This window comes from Nitriliruptor alkaliphilus DSM 45188 (assembly GCF_000969705.1).
GTDB lineage: Bacteria > Actinomycetota > Nitriliruptoria > Nitriliruptorales > Nitriliruptoraceae > Nitriliruptor > Nitriliruptor alkaliphilus.
Map to the genome: position 1 here is coordinate 5,455,399 of NZ_KQ033901.1, position 14,616 is coordinate 5,470,014.

At 71.0% G+C, this 14,616-nt stretch carries 13 protein-coding genes and 1 pseudogene; 12 read left to right on the forward strand and 2 right to left on the reverse strand.

Going from position 1 to position 14,616, the window contains the following annotated elements:
• Positions 1 to 24 precede the first annotated feature (24 nt).
• The 11 genes from NITAL_RS25545 to biuH all read left to right on the forward strand — a co-directional run bounded on the left by NITAL_RS25545 (position 25) and on the right by biuH (position 10,175).
• Positions 25 to 702 carry an HAD hydrolase-like protein gene (locus NITAL_RS25545; RefSeq protein WP_052669047.1) on the forward strand — a complete coding sequence of 226 codons (678 nt, stop codon included), beginning with the start codon at positions 25 to 27 and terminating at the stop codon, positions 700 to 702.
• A gap of 105 nt (positions 703 to 807) precedes the next feature.
• Complete coding sequence (locus NITAL_RS25550; protein WP_083442023.1) at positions 808 to 1,329, forward strand: type II toxin-antitoxin system death-on-curing family toxin; 522 nt, start codon at positions 808 to 810, stop codon at positions 1,327 to 1,329.
• 57 nt (positions 1,330 to 1,386) lie between these two features.
• On the forward strand, positions 1,387 to 2,142 hold the full coding sequence (locus tag NITAL_RS25555; RefSeq protein ID WP_052669048.1) for a GntR family transcriptional regulator: 756 nt from the start codon (positions 1,387 to 1,389) through the stop codon (positions 2,140 to 2,142).
• A gap of 4 nt (positions 2,143 to 2,146) precedes the next feature.
• Complete coding sequence (locus NITAL_RS25560; RefSeq protein ID WP_052669049.1) at positions 2,147 to 3,016, forward strand: ABC transporter permease; 870 nt, start codon at positions 2,147 to 2,149, stop codon at positions 3,014 to 3,016.
• Positions 3,013 to 3,789 (forward strand): ABC transporter ATP-binding protein, encoded by a 777-nt coding sequence (locus NITAL_RS25565; RefSeq protein WP_052669050.1) that lies wholly within the window; start codon positions 3,013 to 3,015, stop codon positions 3,787 to 3,789. The genes NITAL_RS25560 and NITAL_RS25565 overlap by 4 nt, the downstream gene beginning before the upstream one ends.
• 67 nt (positions 3,790 to 3,856) lie before the next feature.
• Positions 3,857 to 4,912, forward strand: a complete 1,056-nt coding sequence (locus NITAL_RS25570) for an ABC transporter substrate-binding protein (protein ID WP_052669051.1) — start codon at positions 3,857 to 3,859, stop codon at positions 4,910 to 4,912.
• Positions 4,909 to 5,883 (forward strand): asparaginase, encoded by a 975-nt coding sequence (locus tag NITAL_RS25575; protein WP_083442025.1) that lies wholly within the window; start codon positions 4,909 to 4,911, stop codon positions 5,881 to 5,883. The genes NITAL_RS25570 and NITAL_RS25575 overlap by 4 nt, the downstream gene beginning before the upstream one ends.
• A gap of 136 nt (positions 5,884 to 6,019) precedes the next feature.
• Positions 6,020 to 7,345 (forward strand): M20 family metallopeptidase, encoded by a 1,326-nt coding sequence (locus NITAL_RS25580; RefSeq protein ID WP_157042107.1) that lies wholly within the window; start codon positions 6,020 to 6,022, stop codon positions 7,343 to 7,345.
• A gap of 1 nt (position 7,346) precedes the next feature.
• A complete protein-coding gene (locus tag NITAL_RS25585) occupies positions 7,347 to 8,060 on the forward strand; it encodes a TSUP family transporter (protein WP_052669053.1) in 714 nt (237 codons plus the stop codon).
• A gap of 221 nt (positions 8,061 to 8,281) precedes the next feature.
• Entirely contained in the window at positions 8,282 to 9,367 is a 1,086-nt protein-coding gene (locus NITAL_RS25590) for an ABC transporter substrate-binding protein (protein ID WP_169786958.1), read from the forward strand.
• A 106-nt stretch (positions 9,368 to 9,473) separates the two neighbouring features.
• Positions 9,474 to 10,175, forward strand: coding sequence for a biuret amidohydrolase (gene biuH, locus NITAL_RS25595; RefSeq protein ID WP_052670101.1), 702 nt, complete (start codon positions 9,474 to 9,476; stop codon positions 10,173 to 10,175).
• Between the two features lie 138 nt (positions 10,176 to 10,313).
• On the opposite strand, the gene NITAL_RS25600 is transcribed toward biuH, so the two are convergent.
• Both NITAL_RS25600 and NITAL_RS25605 read right to left on the reverse strand, forming a co-directional pair.
• Complete coding sequence (locus NITAL_RS25600) at positions 10,314 to 11,702, reverse strand: ABC transporter substrate-binding protein (protein ID WP_052669055.1); 1,389 nt, start codon at positions 11,700 to 11,702, stop codon at positions 10,314 to 10,316.
• A 195-nt stretch (positions 11,703 to 11,897) separates the two neighbouring features.
• A pseudogene (locus NITAL_RS25605) lies at positions 11,898 to 13,280 on the reverse strand (GH1 family beta-glucosidase); the annotation flags it as partial.
• Positions 13,281 to 13,389: 109 nt separating this feature from the next.
• On the opposite strand from NITAL_RS25605, the gene NITAL_RS25610 reads away from it, so the two are divergent.
• Positions 13,390 to 14,616, forward strand: coding sequence for an ROK family protein (locus NITAL_RS25610; RefSeq protein WP_052669056.1), 1,227 nt, complete (start codon positions 13,390 to 13,392; stop codon positions 14,614 to 14,616).

A 14,616-nucleotide genomic window follows, 5' to 3' on the forward strand; every position in this document is an offset into this window, starting at 1 on the left:
CCCTGTGACGCGGCAGGAGACACCGTGGGTGAGGACGTGAGGACGGTCTTCTTCGACCTGGACGGCTGCCTCGTCGACTCCCGCGCGGCGATCGCTCACTGCATCAACCACGCGCTCACGTCCGCGGGTCTTCCACGCCGTGCTGAGGATGCGCTTCACCGGTACATCGGACCCCCGCTGCTGAGCACCTTCGTTGAGTTGTTGCTCGAGGACGGCCGCGACCCGTCGGGCGCACACGACTGCGTCGCCGCCTACCGGAAGGTGTACGGCGAGGTCTCACTCGAGCGGACCCTCGTGGTCCCCGGGGTCGGGCGGGTGCTCGAACGGTTGGCGGGGGAGGTGCAGCTGGCCGTCGTCACCTCCAAACCTGCGGAGTTCGCGCAGCCGATCCTGGTGAGCGTCGGGCTCGACCGGTGGTTCGGTGGGGTCTTCGCGCCACCACTCGACGCACTCGAGGAACCGAAGGCGGAGGCGCTCGAACGAGCGCTCGCCTGGGCCGGTGTCGGCTCGGATCCGATGCAACGCGCGGACGCTTGGATGTGCGGCGATCGCTACCACGACATCGGCGCTGGCCGCGCGTGCGGCACCGCGACGGTCGGTGTCACGTGGGGCATCGGTGACCGCGCCGAGCTCGAGGCCGCCAGAGCCGATGCCATCGTCGACGACCCAGCTGACCTCGTACCGCTCCTCACCACGGGCTGACCTCGAGATCCTCCGTCCCCGCGCCGGTCACCGGGCGCGTGTCGACGCGAGCGCCGACCGACCCATCGATCGGCGGGGTGACGTGCTCGATCGGCTCGGCTCGGTGTGACTCGAGCCCCCGCGGACATCGAGTACCTCGACCTCGAGGACCTGCTCGCTCTGACCCGTGCGCTGGGTGCCGGGCCTGTGCGTGACGTCGGGCTGCTCGACGCCGCGTGTTCCCGACCGGGCTCATCGGTGTTCGGTGCTGACGCGTACCCGAGCCTCGAAGCGAAGGCGGCTGCGTTGCTGCACTCGCTCGCCCGCTACCACGCGTTGGTCGATGGGAACGAGCCCTTGGCGTGGCTGGCCGCCGTGGTCTTCCTCGACATCAACGGCTACACCGTCGATCTCGACGACGAGGCGGCCCTCCAGTTGGTGATGGCGGTGTCCACGGGCGACCTCGAGGTGGACGACCTCGCGGAGCGGTTCGCGACCGATCGACCGTCCACGCGTCGCCGGCTGAGGCAGCGGCGCAGGTGGGTCCCCCACGACGTGCCCTGTGCTGCATGGATCGGTGGCGGACTCCCCAGGATCAGGCCCGCACGGGCGACGCGGAGTCGTCCACGGCCCTCGGTGGTGGCGTAATCAGCGAGAAACGGGACAGCAAGCAAGGCGACATCCCCCGGGCGGATGGTTCGCCCCATGCCCACCCCCTCCCGCACCGACGAGCAGGTCCGCGAGACCCGCTCGACGCAGGCCCGCCGCCTGCGGGATGCGCTGCGACTCGAGGTCCTCGAGTGCCTCGACAGCGGCGCGGTCCTGCCGTCGGAGGCGGACCTCGCGGACCGTTACGAGGCAACCCGCAACGCCGTTCGGGAGGCGCTCGGCCTCATGCGCAGCGAAGGGCTGGTCGACCGTCGCCCGAGGACGGGCACGACCGTCGTCGGTCAGAAGGCGACCGCCGGGACGGACCGGCTGCTCGCCCTGTCGGAGTACGTGAAGTCGGGTGACGGCGCCATCACCAACGAGGTGCTCGCGGCCCGCGTCGTGCGCGCCAACCCCACCGTGGCACGCAAGCTCGAACGCGCCCCGGGCGAGGCGGTGGTGCTCATCGAGCGTCGCCGCATGGTCGAAGGGCGCCCGCTGTCGCTCGACACGACGTTCGTGCCGCACGACCTCGGTGCCCGGCTGCTCGACACCGACCTCGCCGGCACCGACCTGTTCCACCTGATGGAACGCGACCTGGGCGTGGACCTGGTGGCCGCTTCCACGTCGATCGAGGCGTTGCCCGCGGACCCGGACGCTGCCGCCCTGCTGGCCATCCCGGTCGGCACACCGCTCCTCGCGAGCAGCCGGCTCGTGCTCCGGGCCGACGCCGTCCCGGCCGCCATGGAGTTCGTCCGCTACCGCCACGACCGCATCGTCCTGTCCGGCCAGACCTTCCGTGGCAAGGAGTGACTGCATGACCGACATCGCCCCCCGCCCGCTCCGACGGCGCGGCAACCCCACCGATGCCGGCTGGCGTGCTGCGTCAACGGAGTCGGGGTTCGGCCGCGCGATGCGCATCGGCACGAACCGGATGGCGGGCGGTCTGGCTCCGCTCGTGTCCATCGCCATGGCGCTGCTGGTGTGGTCCGCGGTCGTCGCCAGCGGCATCTTCAGCCCGCAGGTGCTGCCGTCCCCGGCCCAGGTCTGGTCCGCCGGTGTGGGGCTCGCGGAGAGCGGGCTGCTGTGGACCGACCTGTACGCGAGCGGGCGGCGGGCGCTGAGCGGCTTCCTGGTGGGTTCGTCGCTGGCGGTCGCCTTCGGGGCGCTGACGGCCCGATCACGCATCGCCAATGTGATGCTGGAGGGCACGCTCCAGGCGGTCCGCCCCATCCCGGCGATCGCGCTGGTGCCACTGGCGATCCTGTGGTTCGGCATCGGCGAACAGTCGAAGCTGTTCCTGGTCTCCCTGGGGGTCTTCTTCCCGGTCTGGATCACCGCGCACACCGGCATCGCCAGCACCCGACGGGACTACCTCCAGGTCGCCGCCTGCATGAACGCTTCCCGCCGCCAGACGCTCTTCGAGGTGGTGATGCCAGCGGCGCTCCCGATGATCGTCGCGGGGCTTCGGGTGGGGATCGCGACGTCGTTCATCCTGATCGTCGCTGCGGAGATGACCGGCGCCACCTCGGGGCTCGGCTTCCGCCTCGACCAGGCGCGGCTGTTCAGCCGGGCCGACCGCCTGTTCGTCTGCCTGGTGTTCCTCGGGCTGCTCGGGGCCGTCGTCGACCAAGTCTTCCACCGTCTGACCACCCCGCTGACCAGCTGGGCGAAGGAGCGAGGATGAGCACCGACCTGTACGTCGACACCCTGACGGTCCGCTACGACCCGGGCGAGGCCGCCGTTCTCGACCAGCTCACACTGCACGTGCCGCGGGGTGAGTTCCTGGCGGTGCTCGGCCGCTCCGGCTGCGGGAAGTCGACCCTGCTGAACACGGTCGCCGGGTTCACCTCCCCGGAGTCGGGTGTCGTGAGGGTCGACGACCAGGTCGTCACCGGACCTGGGCGTGACCGCGGCGTGGTGTTCCAGCACGACGTGCTCTACCCGTGGATGTCGATCTCACGCAACGTCGCCTTCGGCCTGAAGGCGATGGGCGTGGGACGCGACCGGCGGCTGCTGCGAGCCCGCGAGCTGCTGACCCTCGTGGGGCTCGACCCCGACGAGGTCGCGACGAAGCTGCCCCACCAGCTCTCCGGCGGCATGCGCCAGCGGGTCGGCATCGCCCGGATGCTCGCCACCGAGCCACGGGTCATGCTGATGGACGAGCCGTTCGGCGCACTCGATGCCATGACCCGGCTCGCGATGCAGGACCTGGTCCTCAACCTCTGGCGGGAACTCCACGCCACCATCCTGTTCATCACACACGACGTGGACGAGGCCCTGCGCATCTCCAGCCGCATCGCGGTGCTCGGCCCAGGCGGTGAGCTTCTCGAACACCTGGAGAACCCGCTGCCGCATCCGCGACCGGCTGGCGGCCTCGCCGAGCTGCCGGGCTACGCGTCCCTGCGTCGCCACCTGCACGACCTGCTGGGGCTGGGATCCCCGGTCCCTACCAGCTGAGCCCGGCGTCCCAGCGCCACCCCCCACCCGCACGCCCATCGCCCGACCTGACCTCGAGGAGGTCCTCATGCGCATGCCCCGGAACCGCACCGCCACCCGCGGTGGCCGACGGCACCGACGCCACCTGGCCGCTGCCATCCCGCTGACGATCGCCGCCCTGCTGCTCGTCGCATGCGGTGACGACGCCGCCCCGGCCGACGCCAACGTCGACGCGGACATCGGCGGCGACACCGAAGCGGCCGCCGCCCAGGGGGAGCCACTGCTGGTCGGGTTCGTCGTCGATCCGTCCTGGGCTCAGGTCCCCGTCGCGGAGTCGCTCGGCCTGTTCGAGGCGGCAGGCGTGAACGTCGAGGTGGTGAACTTCCCGACCGGCGCCGAAGCGCTGGAGGCGCTGAACGGCGGCGCGATCGACGTCGCGACCGGCGGTGAGACGCCCACCTCGGCGGCCATCATCAGCAACCCGGACATCCGCGTCATCGCGGACGGCTCCCGTCACCCAGAGAGCCGCTTCATCACCGATGCGGCCCACGGCATCGAGACGCTGGAAGACCTGGCGGGTCGCCGCATCGGCACCCCGCTCGGTTCCAGCGCCCACTACTTCGCGACGATGTTCCTCGACCAGGCCGGCGTCGAGGCCGAGCTCGTCCAGGTCTCGCCCCCGGAGATGGCGACCGCGATGGAACGCGGCGACATCGAGGTCGCGGCCGTCTTCCAGCCCCACGCGACGCGCGTCGCGCTGAACCTCGGCGACGACGCGGTCGAGATCGCGGGCGACCCGCCCTACGTGCAGCACAGCCTCTACATCTCCCTGGCCGACACCGTCGAGGAGCGCGCGGCGGAGATCGCCGGCTTCATCGAGGCGCTGCGGTTGGCCAGTGACCTGCTCGAGAACGAGGACCCCGACGCCATGGCTGCCATCGGCGAGGTGACCGGCCTCGAGGGCGAGGTGCTGACGGCAGTGGTCGGTGAGTACATCTACGAGCCGCAGTTGACCGACGAGCTGGCGGACGCGCTGCGAGCTCGCGCCGAGTGGGCCATCGGGCTCGGGAACCTGGACGCCGACACCGACATCCCCGACTACCTCCAACACCTGGACCGGGGCCCGATGGAGCAGACGGGATGACCGGGATCGCGTTGCTGGCGCTCGGGGGCACCATCTCGATGGTCCAGGAGGACGGCGCGGCCGTCCCCCGCCGCCGAGCCGCCCAGCTCGCCGCCACGGACGACCGTTACACGGTCGCGGTGGACGTCGCGCTGGTCGGCGGGTCCGAGGTCGACGGCCAGCATCTGTGTGACCTCGGTCACCACCTCGTCGAGCTCGCGCGTCCGGCCGTCGTCACCGTCGGAACGGACGCGATCGAGGAGGTAGCGGCGTGGCTGGCGTGGGCCGGCCCGTGGCCCCAACCGGTGGCCGTCACCGGCTCGATGATCCCCGGTGGCCGCCCCGACAGCGACGGCGCCGCGAACCTGATCGACGCGGCCGCGACGGTCGCCGCGTTGCCGTGGAGTGAACCGGTCGTGGTGTTCGGGGGCGACGTGCTGCTCGGGCGGGAGTCGCTCAAGGTGTCCGGCGCGCTGCGCGCCGCCTTCGCCGCACCGGGCCGCGGTCCGGTCGGCGGGGTTGGACCGCTCGGGCCATCGGTGTGGCGCACCCCGGCGCCGACCCGCGGTCTGGGTCTGCCCGGCGGCGTGCCACCTGCGGTCCCGGTGGTCACGGCGGCCCTCGGCGACGATGGTCTGCTGTTGGCGTCGGCGATCGCGGTGGCGCCGGGCGCCGTGGTCGTGGCCGCCAACGGCGCTGGGAACCTGCCGCCCGGCATGGCGCGCGTCGCCGTCGATGCCGCAGCGGCTGGAGACGCGGTCGTGATCGTCACCAGCCGGGCACCGGACGCGTTCACCTGCCCCGTCTACGGCTACCCCGGCGGTTCCGCCGAGCTGACGGCCGCCGGCGTGACGTTCGCGCCGGGCCTGACACCGCACCGTGCCCGTGCCGTGGCCGGCCTCGCGCTGGCTCATCGCACGGACGTCGCCGCTGCCATCCGCACCGCGAGCGACGACGTGATGGGTGTGCCGCTCGTCGCCGTGCCCACCTGACGGCCCGACCGGCTGATGCCCCGTTTCGGCTGGCGTCCCCATCCACCCACGTCGTCCACCCGCAACCTCGATGACCGCTCTCGCCCCGCCCCGCGCTGCCCGCCACCTCGACGACCGACCGACGGAGGAACACGCCATGCCCGCGCCGACCACCCCTGCCATGGACGCCGCCACACGGGTCGTCTACGACGACGACCGCCCGGTCGGGGAGGTGCCGCTCACGATGGATGAGCTCGCGGCCGCCGCCGACGCCGGCGAGCACGCCCTGGCGGACGGGGTCGAGGCGTTCACCCGGTGGCTCGTCGGGCTCGGGCAGCCGTGGTGCGAGAACAGCCTGGACGGCCCGCTGCGGCCCCCGGAGGAGTCGCACGCCGCCGCACCGCTCGCCGCGTTGCTGGAACGGTGGGGCTTCGAGACGCGGCTGGTGGGGCGACACGCCACCCGGGCCAACGTGCTCGCGCGCATGGCGTTCGGCCCTGGCCCGGAGCTGATGCTCAACGACCACCTCGACACCTACCCGTCCGGGCCGGCCAGCCGCTGGCAACGCACGCCCCACCCCTACCAGCTGACCCGCCACGGCGACGACCTGGTCGCCCGGGGCACGTCCGACACCCGCGCGAACATGGCGACGCTGCTGCTCGCGGTCCGTGACCTGCTGCGCGACCCGCCGGCGGCCGGGACGCTGCTCGTTGCCCTGACGGTCGACGAGGAGCGCAACGGCGTCGAAGGGGCCAGCTACCTGACCGACGTGCTCGGCCTGCGGCCGGATGGGTCCATCACCGTCGAGCCGACCGCCATGCTGGACACCCCGGAGCCCACGATCGGCATCGCGAACCGGCAGACGGGTCACGCGCTGCTCGACGTCACCGTGCGGGGCCGGTCGAGCCACATCTGGCGGCCGGACACCGGCATCAACCCGGCGTCAGCGCTCCGTCGCATCCTCACCGACCTCGAGGACCCTGACCGGGACGGCCACGAGGTCTGCCCCGTCGGGCTCGACGCGGGCGAGGCCGGTATGGCGCAGTTCACGCCGTTGGAGGCGACGGCCCGTCTTGCCGCGGTCGGCATCGGTCCGGGCGTCAGCCGCGGTCACCTGCTGGACGAGATCACCGCGGTGGCGGCGCGGCACTGCGTGGACGGGCTGACCGCGTCGGTGGAGTACGTGCCCGGCCCGACGTTCGTGCCCGGCACGGAGACCGTCCCGATCGATGATCCACTCGTGGCGGCGTTGACCACGTCGTACGAGCTCGTGACGACGCGGCCGGCGCTGCACTACTGCAAGCCGGCGTTCAACGACACGATCGTGTTCCGTCACGCCGGCATCCCGGCGGTCACGTTCGGCCCGGGTTACGAGGGTTGGCCCGTGTACGACGAGGTCATCTCGCTGTCGACGATGGAGCTCGCACGCGACGTGCTCGTGGATGCCGTTCGGCGCTTCCTGACGCCTGACAGCGGGGCCTGAGGTGGTCGGCGAGCTGCTGCTCGTCGCCCTCATCGCTGCCCTCGCCGCCGCGATCCAGGGCGCGCTCGGGTTCGGGTTCTCGCTGCTGGCGGCACCGCTGCTGGCGCTGGTCGACCCGCAGCTCGTTCCGGGGCCGGTGCTGGTGGGGCTGCTGACGCTGACGACGATGATGACTGCCCGTGAGCGCGGCGCCGTGGACGGGACCGGCGTGGCGTGGGTGCTCGTGGGGCGTGTCCCTGGGGCTGCGGTGGGCGCCCTGGCGCTGGCGCTGCTGACGCAGCAGGCCCTGAGCATCACGCTGGCGGTCGTGGTCCTGGCCGCGGTTGCCCTGTCGGTGGCCGGACTGCAGCTCGTGCCTCAGCGGGGGACGTTGCTCGGCGCCGGTGTGGTCTCGGGCGTGATGGAGGTCGCTGCATCGATCGGCGGTCCACCCGTGGCGCTCGTCTACCGCCGCGCTGCCGCGCCGGTGGTGCGCGGCACGCTGTCGGTGATCTTCATGGTCGGGGTGACCGTGTCGCTGATCGGCGTCGCGTCGGTGGGACGTTTCGGTGCGACGGAGCTGCGCTGGTCACTGGCGTTGATCCCCGGGGTGGTCGTTGGCTTCGTCGCATCGGCCCTCCTACGCCCCGCCGTCGACCGCGGCCTGTTGGCGCCAGCGGTCCTGGTCCTGTCCGCCATCAGCGCGATCGCCGTGCTCGTCCAGGCGCTGTGGTGAACGAGCGCGCGGTGGTTGCACCAGAGCTCCTGAGCTCAGGTGGCGGACTCGTGTGGATCGGCTCACGAGCCACCACGAGCATCGTCTGGCGCCGAGGACGGGTGGCGTAATCGCCGCGAAACGGCGCGGGCACGTGACAGCAAAGCCGTCGACGGAGGGTCGCACCACGACGGCGCACGGGTGGGGCCTGCCGAGAACGAACGACGATCATGGAGGTTGACGTGAGGCGATCCCAGATGCGGGCGACGTGCCTGCTGAGCGTGTCCACCCTGCTGCTGGCGACGGGTTGCGCGGCATCCGACGACACATCGGCGGACACGCCGCTCGATGAGGCGGCGGAGGCAAGCGCCGAGGTGGACGCGTCGGATGTGGCGGACGATGCAGGCATCGAACCCACCGCGGAGGTGGCCAGGGACACGATCAGCCTCGGAGTCGTCGTCGACCCTGCGTGGGGCCAGGTTTCCGTGGCCGAGGCGTTCGGCTTGTTCGACGAGGTCGGTCTGAACGTGGCGATCGTGAACTTCGCGTCGGGAGCCGAGGCGATGGAGGCCCTGCTCGGTGGAGCGGTCGACGTCGTGACCGCGGCGGACGTGCCGACGTCCGCTGCCATCGTCGCGTCGGACGAGGTCCGCGTCCTCGCCCAGGGTGCCTACCACGGCAACATGCGGATCGTTGCGAACGGGGCACTCGGCATCGAGACGATGGAGGATCTCGACGGGCGCTCGGTGGGCACGACGTTCGGGACGAGCGCCCACTTCATGGCCGCGACGTTCCTCGCCCAAGCCGACGTGGCTGCCGAGTTGGTGCAGGTGGCGCCCCCGGAGCTGCAGACCGCCCTCCGGCGCGGTGACGTGGACGCCGCAGCGATCTTCGAGCCGTACGCCACGCAGATCACCGCGGAGCTCGGGGACGAGGCCGTCGCGTTGCGAGGCGACCCGCCCTACATCAGCCTCGTCTTCTACAACGCGCTCGCCGACGTGGTGCAGGAGAAGGAGGCAGCCTTGGGGCGGCTGTTGGCCGCGTTCGAGTGTGCCTCGACCCTCCTGGACGGAGGCGACCCGGAGGCACGGACCGCCGTCGGAGACGCCACCGGGCTCGATGGCGCGACCCTCGATGGCGTGCTCGATGGCTACACGTACGGCTTGAGCCTGGATGGCAGCATCGCGCACTCGCTGTTCGACCTGGCGAGTTGGGCGGTCGATGAGGGCAACATCGACCCGGGCGATGGTCTCCCCGAGTTCTCGGAGGCGCTGGATGACGGGCCCCTGTCCTCCGCTGCGGACACGATCGTCGCCACCTGCTCCTGACCGAACCTGCCGGTCGGCCAGCCGCGATCGCGGCTGGCCGACCGGCGATCCCTGTGGAGGATCGGACATGTCTTCGACCGAAGCCCAGCCGCAGCGCCCCGACGTCATGGCGGCGGAGAGCTTCCCGGCGCTGGATGCGGCCCGTCCCTACCCGTGGCCCTACGACGGGCACATCGTGCCGGCGGCGACCGCGCTGCTCATGATCGACTGGCAGCACGACTTCTGCGCACCCGGCGGCTACGTGGACCGCATGGGCTACGACGTCCAGAGACTCCAGCGTGCCCTCCCGGCAGCGCGCGCGATCCTGCAACGTGCTCGTGAACTCGGGATGCTCGTCGTCCACACCAGGGAGGGACACCGACGGGATCTCTCGGATCTCCCGGCGACGAAGCTGTGGCGCTCCCGCCGCATGGGCGCGGGCATCGGAGACAGCGGACCACACGGTCGTCGGCTGGTGCGCGGGGAACCCGGGTGGCAGATCGTCCCGGATGTTGCGCCGATCGACGGCGAGCCGATCGTCGACAAGCCGGGCAAGGGGTCGTTCTACGCCACCGACCTGGAGGCGCTGTTGCGCCGGCGAGGCATCACGCACCTCCTCCTGACCGGTGTGACGACCGACGTCTGCGTGCACACGACCATGCGCGAGGCCAACGACCGCGGCTTCGAGTGCCTCCTACTCGAGGACTGCACCGCAGCGGTCGACGAAGGCAACGAACAGGCTGCGCTGAAGATGGTGACGATGTCGGGTGGGGTCTTCGGAGCCGTCGCGCCGTCGAGCGCCCTCCTCGCGTCGCTCCGCCAACGCTAGGACCCCGATGAACCATCGCTCCCACGGTGCTGAGGCACGGGCCTCACCAACCACCAACCGAGTGGAGTCGTATGCACGGACCGACGAGCAGGTGGTGAGCCACCATGCAGCTCACCACCTGCTCACGGGATCACCCGGTCACGACGATGGCCAGCTCGCCTCGACGTCGGCGAGGACCTGCTCGATGTCCGCGCCGCGCATCCACTCGTTCATCGCGGTCCAGAAGCTTCCGGTCCCCACGATGGATGGCATCAGGTCCGACGCGTCGAACCTTGCCCCACCGGCCTTCAGCGCTTCGACGATGGTGTCGGCGGACCGCGCCACCACGTCATCGGTGTAGCAGTCGCCTGAGGTGTTGACGTTGGGCGAGATCCGCTGGACGCCCTCGTAGCCGCCGAGGGTGCACTGGACCCCTTCGGAGATGAGGGTGCTGAGGAAGGCCCTGACGGCGGGGGTGTCGTTGAGCACGGCCGCCAGTTCGCCAGCGATCAGCGCCGCTGTCGGTTGATCGGGGTCGACCGCAGGGAACGGGAACACGTCGACGTCGGTCCCGACCTCGGTCTCCTCGGGGAAGAAGCTCGTGATGAAGCTGGCCTGGCGGTGCAACACGCAGGCTGGCTCCTCGATGCTCGGGCTGAACATGCCGTGCGCGGCGTCACGGAAGTCGACGCCCGGGATGTCACTCGTCCTCCCCACCACGAAGTCCGGGTTGAACGCGATCTCGGCGAAGGTGTTGGCCGCGTCAACCACGGCCGGGTCGTCGAACGGGATCTCGTGGCTGACCCACTGGTCGTAGGTGTCCGGCCCGGCCGTCCGGAGCATGACGTCTTCCAGCCAGTCGGTGGCCGGCCATCCGGTCGCCGCGTCACTGCCGGTGCCGATGCAGAACGGCGCCTCGGCGGAACCGTCGTCGACGATCTGCTGGCTGAGCGCCAGGAGCTCGTCCCACGTCTCGGGGATCTCGTAGCCGTTGGCCTCGAACACCGGCTTGTTGTACCAGATCAACGATTTGAGGCTGACGTTGGTGGGAAGGCCGTAGTGCTTGCCTTCGAACTCGCCCAGGGACAACAGGTACTCGCCGAAGGTGGCCTCGAGCTCGGCGGTGTCGAAGCCCAGGTCCTCGAGGGCGATGGCGGTGCCGCGCTCGGCGAGCTCGATGATCGATCCTGGCTGGGGGTACATCGCGATGTCGGGCGCGTTGCCCCCCTCGATCCGGACGAGGACCTGCGTCTCGAACGAGTCCGACCCCTCGTACACCCCGTTGGCGTTGAAGGGACCGTTGAAGCAGTCCTCGATCACAGCGTTGAAGGCGTCGGCCTCGACGCTGGTGGGTGCGCCGAAGATCGACACGCCCGCGCCGTCGAGATCCTCGGGCTGGATATCACCGCAGTGCGCCGGGGCGGCTCCGACGTCATCCGCGGCCGCACCGTCCGCGGCCGATCCACCATCACCTCCACACGCCGCAGCGACGAGCGCGACGGTTGCTGCTGCGGCGATCGGCCGCAGGCTTCTCTTCGTGACCAACACAGCGTTCTCCCTGGTCCGTTGGTGTGGCACACCCTCTGCCTTCGTTGGTCACGATGGCCCGTGACCGGTGGTCCCGGTGCGGCGGGTGCCGTACCGGCCATCTCTTCAGCGCAGCGCGTGCCCGCCCGGCGGTGGCGGTTGGGCGTGGCGTCGTCCTGGCATCGCCGGCCAGGCGGCGTCCTCGGTCGCGGCCGGCAACCCGTTGGCTCGGATCACACCGCTGAACCACCTGGCGCTGTCCTTGGGGATGCGCTGCTGGGTCCGGTAGTCCACGTGAACGATCCCGAAGCGCTTGTCGTAGCCGTGGGCCCACTCGAAGTTGTCCAGCAGCGACCAGACGAGGTAGCCGCGCAGGTCCACGCCCTCGCTGATGGCGTCGTGGGCGGCCTGCAAGTGGCTGTCGAGGAAGGCGATCCGGTCGGGATCGCTGACCCGCCCGTCGACCACCTGCTCGGAGTAGGCAGCGCCGTTCTCGGTGATCATCACCGGCATGCCCGGGTGGTCGGCCGCGAACCGGAGGAGCGCCTTGGTCAAGCCGCTCGCGTCGACGGGCCACCCCATGTCGGTGGTGGACAGCCCGGGGTCGACGAACTCGACCCCCTCGGTCCCTGGGAAGGCCGGGGAGGCGGGCGCACCGATGCGAGCGCGCACCCACGAGGGGTTGTAGTAGTTGAGCCCGACCAGGTCGATCGGTGTCGCGATCGTGGCGAGGTCGCCGTGATGGATGGCGCTGAGTGCCCCGAAGCGTTCGAACAGCGGGAGCATGTCGTCGGGGTACTCGCCACGAAGCAGGGCGTCGGAGAAGAGCCGGTTGGACAGGCCGTCGACCCGTCGTGCAGCGGCGAGGTCGTGGGGGTCGTCGGGGTCGACCGCCTCGACGTGGGTCACGTTCAGCGTGATCGACACCTCGTTGGCGCCACCGGCACGGAGGGCCTGAGCGGCCAGCCCGTGGCCCAGCAGCAGGTGGTGCACCGCACGGAACGCGGCCTGCGGGTCGCCGCGTCCCGGCGCATGGTGCGTGTCGCCGTACCCGAGGAACGCCGAGCAGTACGGCTCGTTGAGCGTCGTCCACGTCGGGACGCGGTCACCCAGGCGATCGACCACCGTGGCGGCGTACTCGGCGAAGGCCTCCGCCGTGGACCGAGCCGTCCAGCCGCCACGGTCCTCGAGTGCCTGTGGCAGGTCCCAGTGGTAGAGGGTGACCATCGGCTCGACGCCGCGGGCGCACAACTCGTCGACGAGGCGGTCGTAGAAGTCCAGGCCGGCGCGGTTCGTGGGTCCGGACCCGTCCGGCTTGATCCTGGGCCAGGCGATCGAGAATCGGTAGGTTCCCATGCCCAGGTCTGCCAGCAGCGCGATGTCGTCCCGGTACCGGCGGTAGTGGTCGCACGCCACGTCCCCGGTGTGTCCCTGATGCACCCGACCTGGCGTGGCTGCGAAGGTGTCCCAGATCGACCGTCCGCGTCCGGCCGCTCGCGTCGCGCCCTCGATCTGGTAGGCCGCAGTGGCTGCACCCCAACGGAACCCCTCCGGGAAGGTGATCGACGTGGGTTCTACCCGTGACCGAACGACCGTCATGGCTGCCCCACGGGTCCGTAAGATTGATTTATCCATCGCTTGGATTTATCGAACCAGGCGCGTAGCAACCTGTCAAGAGAAGGGGAGGGATGTGGGTGAGCCTCGAAGCGTGTCGTCGAGCCAGGCGCTGCGACTGTCGAACACCGCGAGCGTCCTGCGGCTGTTGCGCTCCTCGGGCCCGGCGACGGCCAGCGACCTCGTCGAGAGGACCGGACTGGTGCGGACGACCGTCCACGCGGTGTGCGGTGAGCTGATCGCTCTCGGCTGGGCCACCGAGCTCGTTCCCATCCGTCCCGTCGGCGACGGCCGACCGGGCCGCAGTGCTCGCCGCTACGCCTTCCGGCCCGACGCCGGGTTCGTCGTCGGCGTGGACCTCGGGGTCAACACGGTGCGGGTCCTGGTCGCCGATCTCGCCGGAACCGCGGTCGCGGAGGACAGCCAGCGGTTCGCTGACCGACTCCTGCCCGGGGACGAACGGCTCGAGGTGGCCCGCGGGACCATCACGCGTGTGCTCGCGCGGGCGGGGGTCGGTGAACAGGACGTGCTGGCGGCTGCGATCGGCGTGCCCGGCCCGGTCGACCAAGGGCGCCGCAGGACCACGGCACGCCCGGAGCTCATGCCCGGGATCGCCGGCGTGGACCTCCACGAGGCACTCGCCGCACCCTCGTGGGTCACCTCGGTGGACAACGACAGCAACCTGGCCGCCCTCGGCGAACGCTGGCGCGGCATCGCCACCGAGGCCGATGACGTCGTCATGGTGCTCGCCGGGGAACGGATGGGGGCCGGCATCCTCATGGACGGGCGTCTCGTTCGTGGCCGGGACGGAGGCGCCGGCGAGCTCTCCTTCTTCCACCTGGTCGAAGGTGTAGGGAACACCGACGGGATCGCCATGCTCGCCCGCGAGCTCGGGGAGCGAGCTGTTGCAGACGGCTGGGACCCGCCCTCGGACGGCCCGGTGACCGCCGAAACCGTCCTGACTGCCGCCGCCGACGGCGACTCGGTGGCGGTCGGCCTCGTCGACCAGCTCGGTCAGCGGTTCGCACGGGTCGCCGCGACCCTCGACACGCTGTTCAACCCGCAGATCCTGGTCTTCGGGGGTGGCGTCGCGGACGCCGGCACCGGGTTCCTGCCGGCCATCCACCGGCATCTCCCGGACGCGCTGGCGCGGATCATGCCGCACCCCACCCCGAAGCCACCGCGCATCGAGGCGTCCACCCTCGGTGATCGTGTCGTCGTGACCGGCGCCGTGCGGCTGGCCCTCGATCTCGTCGACGACCACCACCTCGGTGGTCGGGGAGCTCCGCTGCGTTCCGCGCCCCGCGCGACGGTCGCCTGA

Bases quoted from the DNA above. Each gene is read 5' to 3' on its own strand.
- NITAL_RS25555 (WP_052669048.1), top strand. From the start codon at position 1,387: ATGCCCACCCCCTCCCGCACCGACGAGCAGGTCCGCGAGACCCGCTCG.
- NITAL_RS25560 (WP_052669049.1), top strand. From the start codon at position 2,147: ATGACCGACATCGCCCCCCGCCCGCTCCGACGGCGCGGCAACCCCACC.
- NITAL_RS25565 (WP_052669050.1), top strand. From the start codon at position 3,013: ATGAGCACCGACCTGTACGTCGACACCCTGACGGTCCGCTACGACCCG.
- NITAL_RS25570 (WP_052669051.1), top strand. From the start codon at position 3,857: ATGCGCATGCCCCGGAACCGCACCGCCACCCGCGGTGGCCGACGGCAC.
- NITAL_RS25575 (WP_083442025.1), top strand. From the start codon at position 4,909: ATGACCGGGATCGCGTTGCTGGCGCTCGGGGGCACCATCTCGATGGTC.
- NITAL_RS25580 (WP_157042107.1), top strand. From the start codon at position 6,020: ATGCCCGCGCCGACCACCCCTGCCATGGACGCCGCCACACGGGTCGTC.
- biuH (WP_052670101.1), top strand. From the start codon at position 9,474: ATGGCGGCGGAGAGCTTCCCGGCGCTGGATGCGGCCCGTCCCTACCCG.